Below are 23,342 nucleotides of genomic sequence, written 5' to 3' on the forward strand. Positions count from 1 at the left end.
GAGCCGGTCCGGCTATGGCGTGCGCGAGCGCAGCGTCGGCGCGGGCTGCAGCCCGGCCAGCCCGTGCCAGGCCAGGTTCACCAGGTGCGCCGCGACGACGTCCTTGGACGGCTCCCGGGCGTCGAGCCACCACTGGCCCGTCGTACCGACCATCCCGACCAGCATCTGGGCGTACATCGGAGCGGCCCGGTCGTCGAGGCCGCGGGCGGTGAACTCCGCGGCCAGGATGTGCTCGACCCGGGAGGCGACGTCCCCGATGATCGAGACGAACGAGCCGGACGCCGAGCCGACCGGGCTGTCCCGGACCAGGATCCGGAAGCCGTCCGAGGACTGCTCGATGTAGTCGAGCAGCGCGAGGGTGGCCTGCTCCAGCAGCACGCGTGGGTGCCCGCCGGTCAGCGACTCCTGCATCAGCGCGAGCAGGCTGCGCACCTCGCGGTCCACCACCACGGCGTACAGCCCCTCCTTGCCGCCGAAGTGCTCGTAGACCACCGGCTTGGAGACCCCGGCGCGGGCCGCGACCTCCTCGACCGACGTGCCGTCGAAGCCGCGCTGCGCGAACAGCCCGCGGGCAGTCCCGATGAGCTGCTCGCGCCGCTGCGCCGCCGTCATCCGGCTGCGCGCCGGACGACGGCCCAGCGTCTCGTCGGGCAGCTCCCCGCCGTCGCTCGCAGGGGTGGACGGTGGCGTCATGGGGTCCTCAGGAGGTCGGGGCTACCGACGCGAACGTAACCTACGCAACCGTAAGTTCCTAGGTGTCCCAGGCGCGGGACGTGCGCCCACCGGCGGCCGGGCCCTACTCTTGGCCGCGTTCCCGATGCAGTCCCCGGTTGGTCTGTCGGTAGGGCCCGCCGCACTTTGAATGCGGATAAAGCGACGTAGGTTCGACTCCTACCCGGGGAGCCAGTGCTCAGTCCAGCGTCCCCGATCGGCAGGAGAGACCGTGACCGACCCGGCCCCGCAGCACCCCCGTCCCGCAGCCGTGGTGGTGCTCGCCGCCGGCAACGGGACCCGGATGAGGTCCAAGCTGATGAAGGTGCTGCACCCGGTCGGCGGCCGCAGCATGATCGGCCACGTGCTCACCGCGGCGCTGCACGTCGAGCCGGCGTACCTCGTCGCGGTGGTCGGCAACAGCCGGGAGCAGGTCGGCCCGCACATCCTCGAGCAGGTGCCGAGCGCGCTGCTGGCCGTGCAGGAGACCCAGGAGGGCACCGGGCACGCGGTCCGCGTCGCCCTGGACGCGCTCCGCGAGGCCGCCGGTACGACGGACGGGGTGGTCGTGGTGATGGCGGGGGACACCCCGCTGATGCAGGGCGAGACGCTCACCGGGCTGGTCGAGGCGCACGCGGCGGCCGGGCAGGCCGTCACGGTGCTGACCGCCGAGGTGCCCGACCCGTTCGGCTACGGCCGGATCCTGCGCGACGAGTCGGGGGCGGTCACCGCGATCGTCGAGGAGAAGGAGGCCACCCCCGAGCAGGCGGCGGTGCGCGAGATCAACAGCGGCATCTTCGCCTTCGACGGGGCCTTCCTGGCCGACGCGCTGGCCCGGATCACCAACGACAACGCCAAGGGCGAGTACTACCTCACCGACGTGGTGCACATCGCCCGCGGGGACGGCCGGGCCGTCGGGGCGCACCGGATCGTCGACGTGATGCAGACCGAGGGCGTCAACGACCGCGCCCAGCTGGCCGGGCTGGGCGCCGAGCTGAACCGCCGGGTCCTGGACCGCTGGATGCGCGCGGGGGTGACGGTGGTGGACCCGGCGACCACCTGGATCGACGCCGACGTGGTGCTGGAGCGGGACGTGACGATCCTGCCCGGGGTGCAGCTGCTCGGCGCGACGGTGGTCGGCGAGGACGCCGTCGTCGGACCGGACTGCACGCTCAAGGACGTCGAGGTCGGTCCCGGCGCGAAGGTCGTCCGCACGCACGGCGAGCTGGCGGTGATCGGGGCGCGGGCGAGCGTCGGGCCGTTCTCCTACCTCCGGCCCGGCACCGAGCTCGGGGCCGGCGGCAAGATCGGCGGCTTCGTGGAGACCAAGAACGCCCAGATCGGCGACGGCGCCAAGGTGCCGCACCTCTCCTACGTCGGGGACGCCGAGATCGGTGCGGGTGCCAACATCGGCGCCGGCACGATCTTCGCCAACTACGACGGCGTCACGAAGAGCCGCACCAAGATCGGCAAGCAGGCCCGGACCGCCTCGAACAACACGTTCGTCGCCCCGGTGGAGGTCGGCGACGGCGCGGCCACGGGTGCCGGGACCGTCGTACGGCGGGACGTGCCCGCCGGCGCGCTGGCGGTGTCGGCCGGTCCCCAGCGGGAGATTCCGGGCTGGACCCTGCGCAAGCGGGCCGGCACGCCGATGGCCGCGGCGGCCGAGGCAGCGCTCGCCGCGAGTGCGACGTCTCACACGGACCCCACCGGGTTGGCCCGGGACGACGACTCCGGGGCACAATCCGAGTAGCCAGGCATTCCCCCCATCGGCCAAAGCACAGGAGAGTTCCGTCGTGAGCGGACTGAAGCGGACGACCGAGAAGAACCTGATGGTCTTCAGCGGCCGGGCACATCCCGAGCTGTCCGAGGAGGTCGCGGAGATGCTCGGCACCGGCCTGGTGCCGACGTCGGCCTACGAGTTCGCGAACAGCGAGATCTACGTCCGGTTCGAGGAGTCCGTGCGCGGCTCGGACGCGTTCGTGATCCAGAGCCACACGGCTCCGGTCAACGAGTGGATCATGGAGCACCTGATCATGGTCGACGCGCTCAAGCGGGCGTCGGCCAAGCGGATCACCGTGGTGATGCCGTTCTACGGCTACGCCCGCCAGGACAAGAAGCACCGGGGCCGCGAGCCGATCTCGGCCCGGCTGATGGCCGACCTGTTCAAGACCGCGGGCGCCGACCGGCTGATCGCCGTGGACCTGCACACCGCGCAGATCCAGGGCTTCTTCGACGGTCCGGTCGACCACCTGATGGCGCTGCCGATCCTCTCCGAGCACGTGCGCGCGAAGTACGGCAACGAGAAGCTCGCGGTCGTGTCCCCGGACGCCGGCCGGATCAAGGTCGCCGAGCAGTGGTCCAGCCGGCTCGGGGGGCGCCCCGCTGGCCTTCATCCACAAGACCCGCGACGTGAACCGGCCCAACGAGTCGGTGGCGAACCGGGTCGTCGGTGACGTGACGGACCGGATCTGCGTGCTGGTCGACGACATGATCGACACCGGCGGCACGATCGTGAAGGCCACCGAGGCGCTGATGAACGACGGCGCCGCAGGCGTGATCATCGCCGCGACCCACGCGATCCTCTCCGACCCGGCCGTCGACCGGCTGAAGAACTGCTCGGCGGTCGAGGTGGTCGTCACCAACACGCTGCCGATCCCGCCGGAGCGCCAGTTCGACAAGCTCACGGTGCTCTCCATCGCGCCGCTGATCAGCCGGGCGATCCGCGAGGTCTTCGAGGACGGCTCGGTCACCAGCCTGTTCGACGGCCACGCGCAGTAGCGGCCGGCCCGGGTCTGCACCGGATTCGCGTGGACCCGCCGGCGTCGCTAGACTCGGGCAGTTGCCTCGGCGAGGGAGAGCTTCAGCTCCGTGATCGACGTGGTCCGGCCCGGTCTCCGACCGTGTGGTCGCGCCCAGGTCTTGCGGCGCCTCTCCCCAGCTGAGCAGCACCCGACGTGCACACCGTGCAGAAGACGTGTCCAGATCAGCTGAGGAGCAAGTCCCGTGGCCCAGAGCGCCGACAGCAACATCACCGCAGAGTCCCGCACCGAGTTCGGCAAGGGCGCGGCCCGCCGCATCCGGCGCGCCAACAAGGTGCCCGCCGTTCTCTACGGTCACGGCACCGACCCGGTCCACATCACCCTGCCGGGCCACGACACGATGCTGGCCCTCAAGCACGGCGGCGCGAACGCCCTGCTGACGATCACCTTCGACGGCGCCGAGCAGATGGCGCTGCCCAAGCAGATCCAGAAGGACCCGATCCGGGGCTTCCTGGAGCACCTCGACCTGCTGATCGTCCGCAAGGGCGAGAAGGTCACCGTCGAGATCCCCGTCCACCTCGTGGGCGAGGCCGACCCCGACGCGCTGATCGTCACCGAGATCTCGACGATCACCGTCGAGGCCGAGGCCACGCACATCCCCGAGTACGTCGAGGTCTCGATCGAGGGCGCCAAGGTCGGCGACCAGATCCTGGCCAAGGACCTCTCGGTCCCGGCCGGCTCGACGGTCCTGCTCGACGAGGACGCGCTGGTCATCAACGTGACGCACGCCCCGACCGCCGCGGAGGTCGAGGAGGAGCTCGCCGAGGCCGAGGCCGAGGTCGGCATCGAGCGTGACGAGTCCGACGAGGAGGCCGCCGAGGCCGCCGAGGGCGAGGAGTCCGGCGAGGGCGAGTCCGCCGAGGGCGACAAGTCCGACGACTGACCTGGCGTAGCGCCGTACGACAGTCGTTGACCACACGAGAGGGCCGGGGATCCCGTGAGCTGCCGATGACCGAACCAGTCTGGTTGGTCGTGGGGCTCGGGAACCCCGGCCCGTCGTACGCCGGGAACCGGCACAACATCGGCTACCTGGTCAACGACGAGCTGGCCAGCCGGGTGGGCGGGACGTTCAAGTCCCACAAGACCGGGCGTGCCGACGTCGTCGAGGGACGGCTCGGCGGCCCGGGCGGCGTCCGCGTCGTGCTGGCGCGGCCGCGCTGCTACATGAACGAGACCGGGGGACCGGTCTCCGCGCTGGCGAAGTTCTACAAGGTCCCGGTCGTGCGGATCGTCGCGGTGCACGACGAGCTGGACATCCCGTTCGACACGCTGCGGGTCAAGGTCGGCGGCGGCGACAACGGCCACAACGGGCTGCGCTCGATGCGCAAGTCCCTGGACTCCGGCGAGTTCTACCGGGTGCGCGTCGGCATCGGCCGGCCCCCGGGTCGGATGGCGCCGGCCGACTTCGTGCTCCAGGACTACTCCAACGTCGAGCGCAAGATCCTGCCGTTCCAGGTGGACCGGGCCGCCGACGCCGTCGAGTCGCTGCTCACCGAGGGCCTGGAGCGCACCCAGAACGTGTTCAACAGCTAAACCGGACGTTCGGCTCGTTTGTAGAGGCCGCCCGGTGTCGCGAGCGCCTCAGTGCATAGTCCGATATAGCCATCTTTCAGGCCTTTACCTGTGCAACCTTGCTTAGCGTCCTGGACTCCTCGAAGATACGAGTCACGGTTCTCCGGGGGGAGGGCCGACAGACTCGCTGGGGGCAGCGCTTCTCGTTCCGGAACCCCTGCGTCAACCTCGGGTGCAGACGGTCGTAGGGATCTCCCGTGCACGACTTGTGCCGCCCTCTCCATGCGCGAACACGGTTCCGGGGGGGTTCCATGAGTTCGGTGACATCGCTCGATGCGTCACGCCCGATCGACACGGCCGGGCCGGTCGTGGGGACGAACCGTCCAGCACTCCGCTCGGTCCTCGGCAGCTCCTCGCGTCCCGTCGGATGGCGGCCCGCTGCGGGCGGACTCCTCTTGGCGGTACCTGCCGTGCTGCTCGCCGGGTGGGTCGGTGAGACCGGTGCCTTCGTGGGCGCCACGGTCATGTCGGCCGTGTGGGCGACCCTCGCCCTGACCTCCGAGTTCGGCGGTGCGCGGCACCCGTCGACCGCTGCTCGGGTGCGCGGCCTCCGTCGCCGGGCCACGACGCTCGGGGGGTGCTGGCGATGGTGGCCGTCGGCGGTGTGGTGCCTCTGGACGATGTCCGCCTGGCCTTCCCCGCCCTGGCACTCTCGGCCGGCGGCAGCGTGCTGGCTGTCCTCCAGCAGGGGCGTGCGGCGGCTCCTCAGAGGTTGGTCCTGGTCGGGACGCGCTCCGACGTGGAGGCCTACGCCGCTCACGTGGCGACCGACGGCTCCGTCCTGCTCGTAGGCGCGGGCATCGTCGCCGGCGAGCGCACCCTGACGGTCGACGCCCCGTTGCCGGTCCCTACCGTCCGCAGCCTCGACCGGGTCGCCGAGCTGGCCTCCGAGGTCGGTGCGGACGCTGTGGTCGTGGTGCCCGGCCTGGCGGTGGACACCGACGACGTCCGCTCCCTGACCTGGGACCTCGAGAGCCTCCCGGTCACGCTGAGCATTGCCGTCCCGATCGCTGCCGTGGCCCGCCACAGGATGCACCTCCGCTCGCTGGCGGGCGAGTCGGTCATCGACCTCGCGGTGTCGAGGGCCGGCGTCCCCAGTCGGTTCGCCAAGATGGCCTTCGACCGGGTAGGTGCGCTGGTCCTGCTGGTACTGGCGTCCCCCGTGCTGGTGGTCATGTGGGCCGCGGTCCGGGTGGACTCGCGCGGTCCAGGGTTCTTCGTGCAGGACCGCGTCGGGCGCGACGGCGTGCCGTTCCGGATGTACAAGATGCGGAGCATGCACACCGACGCCGAGGCGCGGCTGGCCGAGTTCGTGTCCGAGAACGAGATGGACAGCACGCTGTTCAAGATCCGGCGCGATCCCCGGGTCACGCGGGTCGGCTACCTGCTCCGCCGCTCCTCGCTCGACGAGCTCCCACAGCTGTGGAACGTGCTTCGCGGGGACATGTCGTTGGTCGGGCCGCGTCCGGCACTGCCGGCCGAGGTCGCGACGTACGACCCGGCCGAGCTGCGCCGCCTGGCGGTGCTGCCCGGCATCACGGGGCTGTGGCAGGTCAGCGGGCGCTCCGACCTCACGTGGGACCAGGCAGTGCGGTTGGACCTGTACTACGCGGACAACTGGCGGATGGTTGACGACCTGGCGATCGCCGCGCGGACGGTGGTCGCCGTCATGCAGGCTCGCGGTGCCTATTGATCGCACACCCAGGAGGCGCCGCGAGCTTGCTGTCTCGTGAACGCGTTCCATCGACACCGTGCCGCCGGGCACTCCGAATCGTCACCTCGTCCGACCGCGTTGGAACCTGCGGGGACGCAGCCCTGTTCACAAGGAAGTCTTCATGAACGATCGCACTCCCGCCCCCAGGACGCACGTCCGATTCCGCAGCGGGCGTGCGCGCCTGCGCTGGCGCGTCCGGGACATGGCCGCAGCAGTTGCTGCCGCCACCATGCTGCTCGGGGGCGTGGTCGTGCTCGGCCCAGCGCCGGCGATCGCGGATACCCCCGTGGTGCTCGACGGCTCCCAGTCCTCGCTCGCAGCGCCTTCGTGCTGGGCGATCAAGCAGCAGAACCTGGCCAGCGCCGACGGTGTCTACTGGCTCCAGACCGCCCAACTGATCGCGCCGAGGCAGTTCTACTGCGACATGACGACCGACGGCGGGGGCTGGGTCCTGGCAGGCCGCGGCCGCGACGGCTGGACCTGGGCCTACGGCGGTCAGGGCAGCGAAGCAGCCCTGCGAAACACGCCGAGCGGCACCGGGGCCTTCGCTCCCGCCACCCTGTCGTCGGCCACCATCGAGGGACTGCTGGGGGGCGGGCGGGTGGATGGCCTTCCCGACGGCATCCGAGTGCGCCGGGCGACGAACATCGCCGGCACCGCCTTTCAGGAGATGCGAATCAAGCCGTCCAACCGTCGTGGCTGGACGTGGTCGTTCGGGGGCGGTGTCCTCACCTCGGGCGTCTCCGTCAACGGGGTGAGCTACCCCGGCGGCAACACCCAGTCCTGGGCTGCCAACGGCGACAAGGGACTGCTGCGCCTGTACACCACCGAGTCGGCCAAGCACGACTACAAGATGGGCTTCGCCTACGGCGACGGCTCCGCGAAGGCCAGCACGGTGGCCGGGCAGAACAACGCCACGAGCTACCTGTGGCAGGACGGCAGCGAGAACGGCGCGCTGCCCTTCGCCCAGGTGTGGCTGCGGCCGAAGATCACGAGCTCCACCTTCACGCCTGTCGACCCCGCAGGCCTGCCGGCCAGCACGGTGCGTCCGCTCGCCTCCTCGGCCACGTCGCCGAACACCCCGTGGGGAGTCACCGGCATCGTCGGTGCGACCAGCGAGCTCAACATGGAGGTCGAGGCGTTCGCCCAGATCGGCAACGTGATGTACGTCGGAGGTGGCTTCCAGTACGTGCAGAAGGGCGCCGACCCGGCACCTGGCGAGCAGGTGGCCCAGCCGTGGTTGGCAGGTTTCGACGTCAACACGGGGGAGTGGCTGTCCAGCTTCCGACCCGCGCTGGACAACCGGGTGTGGGACCTCCAGGCGACTCCCGACGGCAACCTGGTGGTGGGTGGCGAGTTCACCTCGGTCAACGGTGCCACCGGCAAGGCCGGCATCACCGAGCTCGACCCGATCACCGGCGCCACGGTCACGACGTGGAACGCGTCGGTGGACTACGTCACCGCGGACACCGGAAGCCCCGGCCCCCAGGTCAAGGCGATCGACTACCAGGACGGCTGGCTCTACATAGGTGGCCGTTTCAACCGGGTCACCGGTGGCACCCCTGTCAAGGGGCCGGTCACCGTCGGTCGAGCCGCCCGCCTCCGCGTGTCCGACGGCCAGCCCGACGGCACCTGGAAGCCCAACTTCGACGGCTCGGTCATCGAGCTCGACGCCAGCGCCCGAGGTGACCGGGTCTACTTCTCCGGCTACTTCAACAACGTCAACGGGGTGGCCTCCAAGAACATGGGCGTGGTGAGCACCGCCGCGGGCGCGGCCTCCGTCACCGGCCTCGCGGCGTGGAAGCCCAGCATCGGTTCCGGTACCTCGACGTACCAGCAGGCGGTCAAGGAGGGCGGCAGCTACGTCTGGCAGGGCGGCTCGCAGCACGTCCTGGGTCAGTACGACCGCAGCGACTACTCGCTCAAGAGCTCCGACATCACGAAGTCCGGCGGCGACATCCAGGCGATCGGGATCCACGAGGGGGTCGTCTACGCGAGCTGTCACTGCGGCAACTACACCTACTCGAACGACCTGCACTACGACAACCCGATCCCGTACGCCTCCGACGTGAACAACATCCAGTACATCGGCGCGTGGGACGAGGAGACCGGTGAGTACCTGCCGGACTTCTTCCCCGGCGCGTTGAAGACCCGGTCGGGCATCGGCGGCTGGGAGCTGACCCCGGACTCGAACGGCTGCCTCTGGTTCGGTGGCGACTTCACGCAAGGCTCCTACCAGAGCACCGGCTACCAGTGGCTCGGCGGGTTCGGCAAGTTCTGCCCTCGCGACTCCACAGCGCCCACCGTGCCCGGGAGTCTCGCGGCCGCGAGCGCCACCACCGGTGGGACCAAGCTGAGCTGGACGGGCGCGACCGACAACTCGGGGACCGTGCGCTACGAGGTGCTGCGCGGCGACCGGGTGATAGCGACGACGACAGGGTTGTCCTACATCGACACCACCGGTGCGACCCCGGCCAACTACTGGGTCCGGGCGATCGATGACGGTGGCAACCGCTCGGCAACGACCGCGATGGTCACGATGCAAGGGCTGGACACCACCGCACCGACGGCGTCGATCACCAGCCCGTCGAACGGCGACTCCGTCTACGGACCGGTCACTGTCACCGCCACCGCCGCTGACGACCGCGCCGTCTCCTCGGTGAGCCTGCTGGTGGACGGTGCGGTCCAGGGGTCGGTCACTGCAGCGCCGTACACGTTCCGCTGGACGGCCACCACGATCGGGTCCCACACGTTGCAGGTGGTGGCTCGAGACGCTGCGGGCAACACGGGCTCGTCCGATGCCGTCAGTGTCGATGTGCCGGCGGACACCACGCCACCCAGCGCCCCCGGGGCATTGACCCTGAAAGGAACCACCACGACCTCGGCAAGCCTGAGCTGGTCGGCCGCTTCGGACGACCGCGCGGTCTCGGGTTACAAGGTGTTGCGCGACGGCGTCGTTGTCGCACAGACGGGTCAGCTCAGCTACACCGACACCGGTCTCTCCGCCGGGACCACGTACATCTACACGGCGCAAGCAGTGGATGCCGCCGGCAACGTGAGCCCGTCCACTGACGGTTTGTCGGTGGCAACAGACACAAGGCCGCCCGCGCTGTACACCTATTCGTGGCCCGGCGCGGACGGGGCGGCGTGGTCTCCTGACTGGACGTCGAGCACCGCCAGCGGCACGGTGGACTCCCAGTCCGGTGCTGGTCGTATGGCTGTCGACGACGTCGCCGGGTCCTATGCGCGGACCCAGCTGACGGCGCTGGCTGCCCGGTCAGACAGCGATCTCGTGACCTCGTTCAGCTGGTCCTCCAACACCGCGCTGAGCTACCTGAGTGTCTACCTGCGGGGATCCGGAGGCTGGCAGAACGCCTACCGGCCGAAGAACGGGTACGGCGTGCAGCTTCAGTCCAACTCCTCCACGGTGACCGTGCAGTCGAACGTCGGTGGCACCACGAGCACGGTGCAGTCGGTCCCCGGGGCGCAAGCCGTGACCACGGCCAAGCAGTGGCTGCGGCTGCGCGTCAGCGGGTCCACCATCCAGTTCAAGATCTGGACGGATGGCAGCAGCGAGCCCATCGAGTGGGAGGCGGTGAGCACGGACTCGAAGGTAACCGCACCTGGTCAGCTGTTCGTGTCAGTGGTCCGAGGTGCCAGCAACGTGGGGGCCAAGGCGGTGTCGTTGGACGACCTACTGATCATGGATGCTCCCTGAGGGCCCTCCACACTGCGGACGACAGCCGTTGACGCCAGGGGTGGCGCTTCGGTGCTCGATCCTCAGTGGTCTTCCGCCGGCCGTGCCGCGGCAGCGCCACCCGTGGGAGACGGCAAGCGCCAGAGAATAAAAGGGGTGTAGTAAGTCAAATCGGACTAGTTCGGCTACAGGTTCGCTCTCGGTGGGTCGATGTATGTGGATAACCGACCCCGAGGAGTGATCGAAGTGTCCTGTGTGCGAGCCGAGCGGAGGCGCCGGAAGACGACGGCGGTGGGCGCTGCTGTCACCGTCACGACCGCGCTGATACTGACGACGATCGGCGGATCCCCCACAGCCGTCGCCGCGCCGTCCGGGGGCAACCTGGTGAAGGACCCGAACTTCGACAACGGCACCGCGGCGTGGACGGTGAAGTCCGGTGGTCGCCTGTCCGTCGTCGGCGGACACGACGGCGGGCGCGGGATCAAGGTGACGAACACCACCAACGGGGCACTGACCCTCGCGCTCAACGACAAGACCAACACCGTCGCCTCCACCAAGGCCGGCACCGTCTACCGGGCAAGCGTGTGGCTCAAGGCCACCAGCCCCGACGTGTCCTCAGCCGTTCGGCTCATGGAGTACGACGGTTCGACGAATCGCGGCTCCGCGGTGGCGAGCAGGTGGATGCGCAGCGTCAAGGGGCGCCAGCCCACGCTGGCGCGACGCGCTACCTCGGCGCCGGGGTGGGCTCAGGCCACGGTGCGGTACACGGCCAAGACGTCCGGGGCGACGCTGGACCTCAACATGCTGACGTGGACCCTCCCGGCGCACGAGAGCTTTGTGGTGAGTGACCCGACTCTCGTCGTCGTCTCCTCGCCGGCCCCGTCGAAGCCGGCTCCCACGACGCCGGCCCCGACGAAGCCGGCTCCCACGACGCCGCCCCCGTCGAAGCCGGCCCCGACGACGCCGGCTCCCACGACGCCGGCTCCCACAACGCCGGCTCCCACGACGCCGGCTCCCACGACGCCGGTTCCGCCGGTGGTCCCTGCGCCCGCCGGGTACCGCCTGGTCTGGTCCGACGACTTTTCCTCGATCGACCGCAGCAAGTGGAACGTCCGGAACAACTCGTGGGCCAACAACGAGGAGTCCATCGTCACCGCGCGTCCCGACAACGTCTTCGTCTCCAACGGGGCGCTGACGTTGCGAGCGTTGAAGGAGTCCTACACCGTCGGGTCCACCACCCGGCAGTACACCTCGGGCTACCTCGACACGATCGGCAAGGCAGCCTGGCAGTACGGGCGGATCGAGATGCGCGCCAAGCTGCCCGCCGCCCAGGGCATGTGGCCGGCCTTCTGGCTGCGTGAGAACAGCGGCCTGGGCGAGCTCGACATCATGGAGGCCGTCGGTGGCATGGGCAACCGCACCGTGCAGACCGTCCACCAGTCCACCAACGGTGACATGGCCCGGTTCGGGCACGAGGACGTCCTGCCCAGCGGCAGCGTCAGCGACTGGCACACCTACGCGGTCGACCGGGAGCCGGGCTCGGTTCAGTGGTACGTCGACGACCGGCTGGTCTTCTCCAAGACGGTCTCCACGGTTCCCTGGTTGGACGACACGTTCGACACCCCGATGAACATCCGGCTCAACCTGCAGGTCGGTGGCAGCATGCCGGCCTACTACCAGAAGCCGGTCATCGGCGCCCCCCTGGGCGCCAGCGACTACGTCATCGACTACGTCCGGGTGTACCAGCGGTAGCCACTAGGTTCGTCGTCATGCCACCTCAGACGTGACGTATGCTCGTTGCTCCGGCCCGCTGCAGGGTCGGAGCCACGCGCATGCCAGGGGGACGATGGATGACACGACGTCGTGGTGCGGTGGCAGGCGTGCCGCTGCGACACATCACCGAACGGAGCTCATGGTGGCTGCGCCAGCGTGTGCGGGTGCGACATCGTCACGGTTGGCTCCTGTGGGCGCTGGCGGCCGGACTGCTGGTGATGGCGAGCGGCGGCTGCTCCGAACCAAGCCAGCGGCACCGCGAGGGCTGGCGGCTGAGCTGGGCCGACGACTTCGACGGCTCCAGCCTGGACCGTTCCAAGTGGACCGCCGAGAACGAATCGACGTTCGGTGAGGGCAACTTGGAGCTGGCCTGCCTGATGGACCGTCCGGAGAACCTCCTGGTCGCCAACGGTCTGCTCCACGTGCGTGCGGCCCGCGAGTCCGCACCTGTCGTGTGCGGCGACAACGACGAGCGCTTCCCGGCCGGCCGCTCCTACACCTCGGCGATGATCAGCACCCAGGGCAAGGCATCGTGGCGTGAGGGTAGGTTCGCGATGCGTGCCAAGCTGCCACTGACGGCGGGCGCGTCCAAGGGGCTGTGGCCCGCCTTCTGGATGCGCCCGAGCAGCGGTCCGGCCGATGGCGAGGTGGACGCGATGGAAGCCATCGGGACCGCAGACCCTCAGGACCCCGAGGCGACCGTTGTCCACCAGACCCTGTGGTACGACGTGCAGGGGACCCATCCGCAGCAAGGACACTTGGCTGAGGTCGCAGGCGGACCCGCGGATGGCTTCCACACCTACGCGGTCGAGTGGCGGGCTGGCTACATCAACTGGTACGTCGACGGCAAGCGGACGTTCCGGCGTGACCGCTCGACGACGTCGTGGCTCGATGGCGCCCTGGATGCCAAGTTCTTCATCCGGCTGAATCTTGCCGTCGGGGGTCGGTTCCCCGGTGCTCCAGACGCCGCTACGCGGTTCCCGGCCGACATGGTCGTCGATTGGGTCAAGGTGTACACGTGGCGATGATTCCTGAGGTGGTGGCGGCGGTACCCGTGCGCGTAGACCCGTGCGGACATCCTCGTTCATCGAACTGGAAGGCGTAGGGCTATGAGCGTGACCGAGCCGCTGGAGACACCGGACTGGCGATCTGAAGAAGACTCGTGGCCCTTGGTGACCGCGGTCATCCCCACGAAGGACCGTCCAGGTCTTCTGGCGCGCGCCGTCCAATCGGTGCTCGACCAGGACTACCCCGGCGACATCGAGTGCCTCGTGGTGTTCGACGGCACGGAGCCGGTGAAGCCGGTCGTGCGTCCCCGAGCCGGCCGCACCGTGCGGTTGTTGGTGAACGGGCGCACGCCCGGGCTCGCCGGCAACCGCAACACCGGGTACCTGGCGGCGCGAGGTGAGCTGGTGGGTTCCTGCGACGACGACGACGAATGGCTGCCCGGAAAGCTCCGCGCCCAGGTGGCCCTGCTGCGCGCGCATCCCGAGGCCAGCGCAGCTGCATCCGGCTTCGTGTACTCCTACCGCGGCAAGGAGATCGCCCGTCAGGCCGACACCCTGCTGCTGACCTTCAAGGACCTCCTGAACAATCGGCACCTAGAGGCGAACGCCTCGACGTACCTGGTCCCGCGCTCCTCCCTGCTCGACGGGATCGGGCTCGTCGACGAGGAGCTGCCCGGAGGCTACGCAGAGGACTACGAGCTGCTGCTGCGCGCGGCGCGGGTCGGTCCGATTGCGTGCGTGCCGGAGCCCCAGTCGCGCGTGTACCTTCACGACTCGTCCTTCTTCGCCAGCCGCTGGCAGACCATCAACGACGCCCTGCTCTACCTCCTCGAGCGGGTTCCGGAGTTCCGTGATGACCCGACGGGTCTGGCCCGCATCGAAGGGCAGCTCGCCTTCGCGCAGGCTGCTCTAGGGGATCGGCGGCTGGCGGTTACCTACGCGCTGCGATCCCTGCGCAAGTCGCGGCGGGCGCGTCAGAGCTATGCGGCGCTCGTGGTGGCGAGCCGGTTGATGAGCGCGGAGCGTGTGCTGTCGACCGCCCGCCGATTCGGGCGGGGGATCTGACGGTGGGACCCAGCCGGGTTGGTGGGGTCGTACTGCCAGCCTGGCCGCTCTACCTGCTCTTCCTGGGCTATCCGCTCTGGTGGATGTTCGGGCTGTCGGCTCTCGCTGTCGTGCTCAGCGCCGTGCCGATGGTTCTGCTCCTGGCTGAACGGAGGAGGGTGGAGATCCCCGGAGGTTTCTGGTTGTGGCTCGGGTTCGTCGTCTGGGTGTGTGCGGCAGCCCTCGAGCTGTCGACGATGACTCGGCTGGTGGGCCTCGGCGTGCGGTTGGGCAATTATGTCGGTTCCACCGTCGTCCTGGTCTATCTCTACAACGCCCGGGAAAGGCTGACCGACCGTGCAGTGCTCACCGCGCTGGGCGCCTTCTTCGGCTTCGTGGTTGTCGGCGGCTACCTCGGGGTGCTGCTGCCCAACGGCAGTCTCACCACCCCTGCCGAGTCCCTGCTGCCGCACAGCATCGCGGTCAACGAGTACGTGCAGTCGCTGGTACACCCGGCCTTCGCCGAGGTGCAGCATCCCTATGGCTCGCCGCGCACGTTCTCCCGTCCCAGTGCACCATTCCCGTACACCAACAGCTGGGGGTGCAACGTCGCCCTGCTGACCCCACTCGTGGCGGCCGCCATCACGGTCGTGCCTCGGGCGCGGGTGCGGGTGACGCTGATGCTGCTGCTCGCGGCCGCTTGCGTGCCGGCCTTTGCGACGTTGAACCGGGGCATGTTCCTCGCGCTCGGCTTCCTGCTCGCCTACGTCGCCGTACGGCTGGCGCTGCGCGGACAGCTGCTCCCTCTGTTCGGCGTACTCGCCGCGACTGCGACCGGAGTGGCGGTGGCAGGAGCGCTGGGCGTATGGGCGCTGCTCGCAGAACGCCTGCACTACAGCGGATCCAACGTCGGCCGGCTGACCATCTACCGGGAGGCATTCGACGGGGCCGTCCAGTCACCTCTCTTCGGCCACGGCGCTCCGTTGCCCTCGGAGACGGTCGATGTGTCCATCGGCACTCAGGGCCAGATCTGGAACGTGATGTTCAGCTACGGCTTCGTCGCCCTGGCCTGCTTCGTGGGGTGGTTCGCATGGGCGGCGATCAAGAGCATCCCGGCCCGGGGCCAGGGCTCGCTCTGGGTCCATGCGACCCTGGTCGTCGCGCTGTTCACGTTCCCGTTCTACGGGTACGACGGCATCCAGCTCACCGTGGCCATGGTTGCCGCCGCACTCGCCCTTCGCGGTGGGAGCGTCGAGCAACGAGAGTGGGCTGCCGAGCCCCGAGCCAGCTCGTCGTCGCTGTCGACGTGATCCGGCGCGCGGGTTGCGGCACCTGAGGGTGCCTCACCGGCGGTGCAGGGGCCACCGGCGGGCTGGACGGTCGTTGACCAGCGCATCGACAAGCGCCTGGAACGTCGCCACCGTGCGGGTCACGTCGCTGGGCCCGTCCGATACTGAGAACTGCTCAGGTGAGCTGACAGCCCGGTCGAGCAGCGCGTGCAGCTCGGACCTCGACTCTGCCAGCGCGATGCGACCCGTGGAGGCAAGCTGACGTGCGAATGCCACCTGATGGTCGTCGACCGCCTCGTCGAGGTGTGCCAGCCGCGGGACCACGATAGGCAGCAAGCCGCATGCGCGGCTGTCCATGATGCCGCCAGGCCCACCTTGGGTCACCACGAAGTCGGCCTGCCGGAGGTCGTCGAGGAGCTCGGCATGTGGCTTCAGCGTGAAACCCGGGAACCCCGCGAGCGCTCGCGACGAACCGTGTTGGACGGTCCACTGCACAAGGCCTGGGTGAACGCTGTTCCACTCGTCGAGCCAGTCCATCAGTCGGTCGAACCGGTGGTGGTCCGTGCCGACCGTCACGAGGCCGCGGAGCCGACACTCGCTCCTCACATCAACGGCCCGATCACGGTGGCGGTCGGGTACATCTTCAGCTGCTCGTCCCACTGGACCGCGAACAGGTCCGCCACCGGACGGCACATCGAGCCAGTCAGGGTGGCCGAGTCGATACGGTCGTAGACCTCGACATACACCGTCCGGATGCCCATGAGTCTTGCGAGGTAGAAGACTGGGACGGCGACGGCTGCACCCGTCGACACCACGACGTCTGGACGGAAGTCGCGCAGTTCTCGCATGGCCACGCCGGAGTTGCGGATCAGGTTGGGGATGTTGCGCGTGGTCGGATGGAATGCCCATCCGATCGACTCGCCCTTCAGAAGCGATCGCGCATCCGGCTTGTCGAAGGTCAGCCAGCGGCGCTGGTGCTGGGACCACCACGGTTTGAGGGCGTAGAGCTGACTCAGGTGGCCCCCGGTCGAGCAGGTGAGAAGGACGCGCATCGAGCTACCGTCGAGCTCTTGCGGAGGCGGTGCCTACCCCGCCGGTGCTCTTCGACGATCGTTCTCCAGCGGATGCGTCACTGTCGGAGGAGGGTGCCCGGCCCGGAGCCTCCCGCCGGAAGGCGTTGCGGGAGGCGATGTCGTACCGATCGATGTTGATCCCGGAGGGGGCGGCCGGTGAGGTCGGTGTGGCCGGCGAGGAGCGGCGTCCGCGGCGGCGCGGCGGGCTGCTCAGCAGGATGCTGCCCAGCACCGTGGTGCCCACCTGGGCCAGGTGGTGAGCGACTCGCTCGAGCTCCGTCGACGAGGTCTGGTTCCGCTGGATGATGATCACTGCCTCGTCGGCGATGTTCCCCAGGCGAAGCAGCGCACTCGTGAACGTGATGTTGACACAATCGAGCACGACGACGTCGGCCGTGGACAACACATCGGCGAGGTTGTCGCCGTGGGCGCGAAGCGTGGCTCCCAGCGAGATCTCGTCGCCCAGGGAAAGCAGGGTGAGATGGGCCACGGGCGCCGCCGATACCGCCTTCGGGCGAGAGATCAGCGAGCCACCCCCTCCGGGAGCAGGGCCGACGCCCAGCACGTCTGCGACGGAGTCCATGGCGGCACGCGTCCCGGCCAGGACCGTGCGCAGGCCCTGGGCGGCGAAAGTGATGGCGAGGTTGGACGCTGCGGCCTCGTGTGTCGCAGCACCGGCGCCGCAGACCAGTACCACCTGGCGGCTGGTGGTCTCAGGCGCCACAGTTGTCGCCACCGTCCGGTAGGCGTCGGCCTCGACGCCCTCGGGAGCGGCCAAGGGTGCGAACGTGCCAGGTGACCCGGTGGTCGAGGTCTCCGCGAGGACCGGTGCGCCCAGGACCTCCTCGGCCGTCGCAGCATCGTGCACGATGTCGTCACGCTGATCCAGGAAGAGGGCGATGAACAGGCCAAGTACCAGCCCGAGGAGCAAGCCGCCCGCAATGTAGAGGGAGGGTTTGGGTGCGCTGGCCGAGGAGGGAACTGATGCCTCTCCAGCGACCTTGCCGGGCTGGATGACCGAGGTCTGGTACGTGTTGATCTGAGCCTGCAGCCCCTGGATCTGCCTCTGGAACGAGGCACGCTGAGCGAGGTATTGGGAGGCGTCTTGCCCACTCGGCGGTCGCTTCAGTGCGCCGATCGCCCTCTCGTAGTCGGCAATCTGGGTGCTCAGACGAGAGACCCGTGCCGTCACGGCGTCCTGCACAGTGGTCGTGCGGTAGTCCAGATACGCGTTGGCGAACGCGTTGGCTCCGTTTGCCGCTCCCTGCGGGGTGCTCGAGGAGAACGTCACGTTCAGCACCCGGCTGTCCAGGGGTGACGTGACGACGACGTGCTCCACCAGCTCGGAGGGGGTGCCCGTGAACCCGAGCGAGCGCTTGGCGATCTCGGACACCGAGGTCGACGCTGCGATCCGGGACTCGGTGATCGTGGTGGTTGACGACGTGCTGTCCGAGCTGCTGCTGGTGCCGAAGACGGGGGAGACGTCCACGACCGCGGTGGCCTCGTACGACTTGGCCGTCACCATCAGCAGGAGGCCGGCGAGGGTGAGACCGAGGAGGAGGCAGGCGACAACGGTAGTGAGGCGGCGCCTGAACAGGCTGAAGAACTGCCCGAGTGTCGCGGTCGGTGGCGGCTGCTGTGCCGCGGGAGCGACTGGCCGTCCAGCCCCTGCGGTGTGTTCGGTCACCGAGTGCCCCATGTCAGCACGGCAATCACGCAACCTCCCCGCAGGACCCCTCCGGCGGAGGGCGTGGGGGGGAATTGTACGTGAAGTTCCCAACCGCCGCGGAAGAGTCTCGGAATGACGTCGCGTAGCCGTCTCAGGATGAGCCGTCGGCCACACGCGCAGCCTTCTTCGTGACACCTTCGATGAGGACTCGGACACCCAGCAGGTCGCGACCGATCCAGATCAGCGGCAGGTAGAAGACGAGTCCCAGCCCTACACAGGTGAGCATCGTCGACAGCGAGCTGCCGAAGACGACACGTCCCAGCAGCGGCAGGAGTCCGAAGCACCCTAGGGCGATCATGCCCGCGGCCACGATGCCCCGGAGGCGTCCACCGATCCCCATGCCCCACCGGACCTGGCAGAACGCCGCTGTGCTGTCGAGCACGATGGTCAGCGCCCATGCCACCGCGGCGCCGGTGATCCCGAACCGGGGGACGAGGAGCAGGTTGGCGGCGATGTTGACCGCCAGGCTCGCCGCTTTGTCGGCGAGTACCCACGTGCTCTTGCCGCCCATGAGCAGCACCGTCCCGACATTGCCCGCTGCGAGGTTCAGCAGCATTGCCCCGCAGAGCACGCTGAGAGCAGTGGCGCCGGCGGAGTAGGAGGGACCGAAGATGCGGAGAACGGTCGGGCCGAAGATCGCCATGGTGAGGTAGAGCGGCCACGAGGTCAGGACCACCCACTGCGAGGCGACGTGGTAGATCTCGCTGACGCGCTCGTTGTCCCGCCGCGCCAGGGCAGCACTGACATCACCGGCGATGGCGAGCCGCAACGCCTGGAGGACCAGCGTCCCCGAGGTGACGAACCGGCTGGCGGCCGCATAGATGGCTGTCTGGGTGGCTGAGACCATCGTCGCCACCAGGAGGACGTCGAGCCAGTTGATCAGGATCTCCATGACGCTGGAGAGGCCACGCGCGGCGGTGAAGCGCCAGTACTCAGCAGCGATCTCACCCCATGTCCTGGTCCGCGCAGGCCAGGCGAAACGGCGTCCGTATTCGGTCTTGAGGCTCGCACCGACGATGCAGGTCGCCACTGTGAGAGCCAGGACGAGTGGCACCATCCACGCCAGCACGAGCACCCACAGCGGAGCCCCGACCGCCACTCCGAGGCCGACGAGCATCGGTCGCAGCGCGGGTACGCCGACCTGCTGGATCAGGACGTACTTCCGGATGCTGCCGAAAGCCCGGGTGCACTCGACTGCGGCGACCTCCAGCACCCCCGGCAAGAACAGCAGCGCGAGCACTCGGAAGCTGCCCAACGCCGCAGCGGGGTCGTTGTGGCCGATGCGCGCGGCCAGCGTCGGTGCGGCGAACCACAGACCGACGGAGCCGATGACGCCGAGAGTGGCAACGGGAACGAACGCTGCGACGAGTAGGACCGGGACGTCATCGTGTCGGTCCAGTGCGCGGAACCGCGGGACGAAGCGCACGAGGCCGGCCCCGACGCCGAAGGACAAGAACGTCTGGAGGACGATGAACACCGCGGTCGCACTGAAGAACTGACCCGCGGAGGTCGTCGACAGACCGCGCGTCACCACCAGAGTGAGGACGAACCCGAGCACGGAGCCGAGGCCCGAGCCGAGGGCGGCGAAGGAGCCACCGCGGGCCACCGCACCGAGTGCGCCGCCTCCCGGTTGCCGCGCAGAAGGGTCTGCGACGCTCATCCCTGTCGGTCGGTACGGTCGAGAGCGAGCAGCTGCCGGTAGGCCCGGGCGAGCGAGCGCACAGCGAAGGCCGCCGTGCACGCGCCCAGGAACGCGTAGCACCAGAGGAAGACCGCGTGCGCCCCCAATGTCAGCATGGCCAGGCACAGGGTTCCGTGGTCCAGCGGGAGCAGCACCCATGCCACCGCGACCGAGGAGGAACCGCCTCCAGCGCGTGCTGCACGGGGACCCTGCCCGGTGGCGACCAGCTTGTCGCGCAGCATCATCCCGAAGAACTGGCTCACGTTCGCGACGAGGAACACCACGGGGGCAGCCAGGGGCCACCACGACTGCAGGTCGAAGAACCGCAGCATGGAGATCGCCACGGCACTGTGCAGCGTGGTGATCTTCACGATGTCGGCCACGTGGTCGAGCCACTCGCCGGCCCTGCTGCCGCCGCCCTGCACCCTCGCGAGCTGACCGTCTGCTGAGTCGAGGGCGTAGCCGAGAAGGAGCAGCAGCGAGACTGCGACGCCGGCGACGACTGACGCGTCGTGCAGGATCAGGATCGCGATGCCGGAGAAGGAACATGCCGTGCTGATCACGGTCACGGAAGTGGGAGTCAGCCCGGCGGCGTGGCCCAGGGCCGCAAGGAAGCCGCCTGCCTTGCGGTTCACGAACCGCAGGTACGCGGGCACCGAGGCGCTCGACTTCTGCGCTGCGCCCAGTCGCGACCGGGCTTCCGAGAACCGAGCACTGGCCGACTCCGGCCGAACGATGCTCACGAGAGGGGTGCGGCTGACGGCACGCCGAACCCGGTACGACCAGGGCGTTCCGAGGTGCTCTTGCGGGATTCCTGCACCGCTGCGAATCGGCCACCACAAGTGACCGGCCCGTTGTTCGACACGGTGGACCTCCTGATTCTTGTCCTGCGGGCGATTTCCGCCGGGTTCAGCAGCATGACAACAGCCGCTCAGGTCGGCTAATGTACTAGCGCCCGCACACGTCGCGGGCCGTTATGCGCTACGGGGGACGACATGAGAGCGACCAGGTCCGGACGGGTTGGCTACGCCCCCCGGTGTCTACGACATGTTCCACGTCGGCCATCTGAACATCCTTCGCAACGCGCGGTTGGCGTGCGACCACCTGATCGCCGGTGTGGTCTCCGACGAGATGAGCAGCCGTGCCAAGGGCAAGGCGCCCGTGGTCCCCCTCGCAGAACGCCTGGAGATCGTGAGCAGCATCCGCTTCGTTGACGAGGCGGTCGAAGAGGACGTGCCCAGCAAGGTCGAGATGTGGGAGCGGCTCCGGTTCGACGTGATCATCAAGGGCGACGACTGGCGCGGCACCGAGAAGGGCCTCCGGCTCGAGAGTGACTTTGCGCCGCTCGGGGTCACGGTGTGCTACCTGCCCTACACCGTGCACACCTCCAGCACCCTGCTTCGTCAGGCACTCCATCGCGAGATCGCCGCCAGGGGCGAGGCGATCTGACTCCCGCGTGAGGGTCACACGGGGTCGACCCGCAGTCTGCGCAGGCTGAGGCTGCCATCGGCTGAGTGTCGACCGATGTGCAGGTACCCGCCGCGGAACCTCGCGTCCGTCGCCACGACGCTGGCGACGTCGCTGGTCCCGAGCCGGGACCACACCAGCGTCGACGGGGTCACCTCCAGCCGCATGGACATCCACTGTCCGGTCCTGATCGGCGCCTGCGAGGTCCCGCTCAGCTGGAACCCATCGGCCGAGCCACGGGTGTGGGAGAAGATGCTCAGGGAGCCGTCCGCGCGACAGATGGCGTGGTAGCCGTCTCCTGCGCCGAGACGATGCTCGTAGTACGCGTCGTCGACGTGACCGAAGGCGAGGGTGAAGCCGCCCGCGGCCACGTCGGTCGGGAGCTTGTTCCACCGTGCCTCGAAGGAGATGCTGTAACGACCCTGCGCGTTGGCGACGGGTGCGAGCTGCCCGAGGGTGAGGAAGCGCTGGGCTCCGTCGCGCGCGAGCGTGAGCTCGTCCTGGCTCGTCCATGAGGGGCCGTTCTCGGCCCGGTCGGGGTGCCGCGTCATCTCTCCCGGGGCGATGGCCTTGGACGCCCACTGGTCAGAGGTCGCCAAGGGTGAGGTCTCGCGCACGTACTCGAGACTTGAGGTGATGATCCCCTCCGCGCCGAGGTCCTGGTAGCGCTTGGCCTCGCTGCGGCGGTGGACGGGATACACCCACGTGCTGACCCCAGTCCCCACGGCTGTTCGCACGGCCGCGTCCGGGAGGTCGGCACCGTCAAGAGTCGTGGTGGGCAGCACGAGGTAGTCGGTCGTCCTGTCGAGACCCGATGCAGCGTCGCGGATGGCCTCTTCACTGGCGTCGTCGCTGCCGAGGTAGACGAAGACCGGGTAGCCGGCCGCTTTCGCGTCCGCGATCCGGGAGCTCATGTGGAAGAACTTGAACACCACGCTCTTCTGCAGCCCGCGTTTCTCGACCAGCTCGACCAGGAGCGGATAGTCGATGTCGACCTTCGCCTCCAGGCAGAGCACCGTCTTCCCGGCGAATGCCTCCAGAACCTCCTCCAAAGACGGGATGCGCGTCAGCGGCGGAGTCGTCCACCTGGGTCCGAGCTGTGGTTGCACCACCGCGACGTCCTGCAGCTCGGCCCAGCTACGAGCCTTGACCGGTCCGCTCGTATTGGTCGTACGGTCCAGTGTCAGGTCGTGCATGCACACGAGCACGTCGTCCTTGCTGGAGCTGGTGCTGACCTCGAGCGCGCGGGCTCCTGCGTCAACGGCCGCCCGGTAGGAGGGCATCGTGTGCTCGGGGTAGACGTCGCCCTCCCCACGGTGCGCGATGAAGTACGGAGCCCGGCGGCTGCGCACCCACTCCTCGACGCTGCCTGCGGCGGCAGAAGCACCTGACGAGGAGTCGCCGAGCAAGACCGAGCGACAGCCGGTCACACCCGTGACGATGCCGGCCCCCGCCGCTGCGAGGAAGGCCCGCCGACTGGCGACGGTGCCCACGGGGACGGTCACCGACGAGCCCCAGACCCACGTGTGGCTGTCGCAGTTCCTGCACGCGGTGTGGACGGTACTTCTCCCAGCGCCTCGTGCAGTGACTCAACCTTCGGCGCACCGGCCACGACGGATCTCCTTCGACGAGTTGACGCGTACGGCGAATCGTAGGGCGCGCTGTCCCATCTGGGTCGGGTTTTGTCATTGCTCGCACGCTCGGGCAAGGGATGGACGACCGGCGGAGGCTCGACGCATGGGCGCTCCCTGCCGTACGCACGA

General features: G+C 69.0%; 17 protein-coding genes, 1 tRNA gene and 1 pseudogene. 12 read left to right on the forward strand and 7 right to left on the reverse strand.

Translation table 11 applies throughout. The annotated features are described in order from the left end of the window. Window positions 1–12: 12 nt before the first annotated feature. Window positions 13–612, reverse strand: coding sequence for a TetR/AcrR family transcriptional regulator (locus KRR39_RS00325; RefSeq protein ID WP_216942242.1), 600 nt, complete (start codon window positions 610–612; stop codon window positions 13–15). A gap of 211 nt (window positions 613–823) precedes the next feature. Here KRR39_RS00325 and KRR39_RS00330 point away from each other — a divergent pair. The 11 genes and pseudogenes from KRR39_RS00330 to KRR39_RS00380 all read left to right on the forward strand — a co-directional run bounded on the left by KRR39_RS00330 (window position 824) and on the right by KRR39_RS00380 (window position 15,650). After that, a tRNA-Gln gene (locus KRR39_RS00330) sits at window positions 824–906 on the forward strand. A 37-nt stretch (window positions 907–943) separates the two neighbouring features. Further along, a complete protein-coding gene (gene glmU / locus KRR39_RS00335; RefSeq protein ID WP_302053529.1) occupies window positions 944–2,464 on the forward strand; it encodes a bifunctional UDP-N-acetylglucosamine diphosphorylase/glucosamine-1-phosphate N-acetyltransferase GlmU in 1,521 nt (506 codons plus the stop codon). A gap of 43 nt (window positions 2,465–2,507) precedes the next feature. Continuing rightward, a pseudogene (locus KRR39_RS00340) lies at window positions 2,508–3,492 on the forward strand (ribose-phosphate diphosphokinase). 225 nt (window positions 3,493–3,717) lie between these two features. Then, window positions 3,718–4,416 (forward strand): 50S ribosomal protein L25/general stress protein Ctc, encoded by a 699-nt coding sequence (locus KRR39_RS00345; protein ID WP_216939862.1) that lies wholly within the window; start codon window positions 3,718–3,720, stop codon window positions 4,414–4,416. A gap of 65 nt (window positions 4,417–4,481) precedes the next feature. After that, window positions 4,482–5,066: an aminoacyl-tRNA hydrolase gene (gene pth / locus KRR39_RS00350; RefSeq protein WP_216939863.1), complete on the forward strand. Its 585-nt coding sequence runs from the start codon at window positions 4,482–4,484 to the stop codon at window positions 5,064–5,066. A gap of 625 nt (window positions 5,067–5,691) precedes the next feature. Further along, on the forward strand, window positions 5,692–6,798 hold the full coding sequence (locus KRR39_RS00355; RefSeq protein ID WP_254185795.1) for a sugar transferase: 1,107 nt from the start codon (window positions 5,692–5,694) through the stop codon (window positions 6,796–6,798). 223 nt (window positions 6,799–7,021) lie between these two features. Further along, window positions 7,022–10,537 (forward strand): fibrinogen-like YCDxxxxGGGW domain-containing protein, encoded by a 3,516-nt coding sequence (locus KRR39_RS00360; protein WP_216939865.1) that lies wholly within the window; start codon window positions 7,022–7,024, stop codon window positions 10,535–10,537. Window positions 10,538–10,807: 270 nt separating this feature from the next. Further along, the gene (locus tag KRR39_RS00365) at window positions 10,808–12,268 is read left to right on the forward strand and encodes a family 16 glycosylhydrolase (protein WP_216939866.1); all 1,461 of its coding nucleotides are present in this window, start codon (window positions 10,808–10,810) and stop codon (window positions 12,266–12,268) included. Between the two features lie 128 nt (window positions 12,269–12,396). Continuing rightward, window positions 12,397–13,317 carry a glycoside hydrolase family 16 protein gene (locus KRR39_RS00370; RefSeq protein WP_216939867.1) on the forward strand — a complete coding sequence of 307 codons (921 nt, stop codon included), beginning with the start codon at window positions 12,397–12,399 and terminating at the stop codon, window positions 13,315–13,317. Window positions 13,318–13,398: 81 nt separating this feature from the next. Continuing rightward, window positions 13,399–14,361, forward strand: coding sequence for a glycosyltransferase family 2 protein (locus tag KRR39_RS00375; protein ID WP_216939868.1), 963 nt, complete (start codon window positions 13,399–13,401; stop codon window positions 14,359–14,361). Between the two features lie 83 nt (window positions 14,362–14,444). Beyond that, complete coding sequence (locus KRR39_RS00380) at window positions 14,445–15,650, forward strand: O-antigen ligase family protein (RefSeq protein ID WP_216939869.1); 1,206 nt, start codon at window positions 14,445–14,447, stop codon at window positions 15,648–15,650. A 33-nt stretch (window positions 15,651–15,683) separates the two neighbouring features. Here the strand turns inward: KRR39_RS00380 and KRR39_RS00385 are convergent, their stop codons facing one another. The 5 genes from KRR39_RS00385 to KRR39_RS00405 all read right to left on the reverse strand — a co-directional run bounded on the left by KRR39_RS00385 (window position 15,684) and on the right by KRR39_RS00405 (window position 20,768). Next, window positions 15,684–16,205 (reverse strand): glycosyltransferase, encoded by a 522-nt coding sequence (locus KRR39_RS00385; protein WP_216939870.1) that lies wholly within the window; start codon window positions 16,203–16,205, stop codon window positions 15,684–15,686. A 26-nt stretch (window positions 16,206–16,231) separates the two neighbouring features. Then, the gene (locus KRR39_RS00390; protein ID WP_216939871.1) at window positions 16,232–16,681 is read right to left on the reverse strand and encodes a glycosyltransferase family protein; all 450 of its coding nucleotides are present in this window, start codon (window positions 16,679–16,681) and stop codon (window positions 16,232–16,234) included. A gap of 4 nt (window positions 16,682–16,685) precedes the next feature. Beyond that, window positions 16,686–18,389: a hypothetical protein gene (locus tag KRR39_RS00395; protein ID WP_216939872.1), complete on the reverse strand. Its 1,704-nt coding sequence runs from the start codon at window positions 18,387–18,389 to the stop codon at window positions 16,686–16,688. A 133-nt stretch (window positions 18,390–18,522) separates the two neighbouring features. Next, a complete protein-coding gene (locus KRR39_RS00400) occupies window positions 18,523–20,091 on the reverse strand; it encodes an oligosaccharide flippase family protein (protein WP_216939873.1) in 1,569 nt (522 codons plus the stop codon). After that, window positions 20,088–20,768, reverse strand: coding sequence for a CDP-alcohol phosphatidyltransferase family protein (locus tag KRR39_RS00405; protein WP_216939874.1), 681 nt, complete (start codon window positions 20,766–20,768; stop codon window positions 20,088–20,090). The genes KRR39_RS00400 and KRR39_RS00405 overlap by 4 nt, the downstream gene beginning before the upstream one ends. 391 nt (window positions 20,769–21,159) lie before the next feature. Between KRR39_RS00405 and KRR39_RS00410 the strand changes: the two genes are divergently transcribed. Continuing rightward, window positions 21,160–21,561 (forward strand): FAD synthase family protein, encoded by a 402-nt coding sequence (locus tag KRR39_RS00410; RefSeq protein ID WP_216939875.1) that lies wholly within the window; start codon window positions 21,160–21,162, stop codon window positions 21,559–21,561. Between the two features lie 14 nt (window positions 21,562–21,575). On the opposite strand, the gene KRR39_RS00415 is transcribed toward KRR39_RS00410, so the two are convergent. Beyond that, window positions 21,576–23,084, reverse strand: a complete 1,509-nt coding sequence (locus KRR39_RS00415; RefSeq protein ID WP_216939876.1) for a glycerophosphodiester phosphodiesterase — start codon at window positions 23,082–23,084, stop codon at window positions 21,576–21,578. Window positions 23,085–23,342 lie beyond the last annotated feature (258 nt).

The sequence above is a fragment of the Nocardioides panacis genome (assembly GCF_019039255.1).
Lineage (GTDB): Bacteria > Actinomycetota > Actinomycetes > Propionibacteriales > Nocardioidaceae > Nocardioides_B > Nocardioides_B panacis.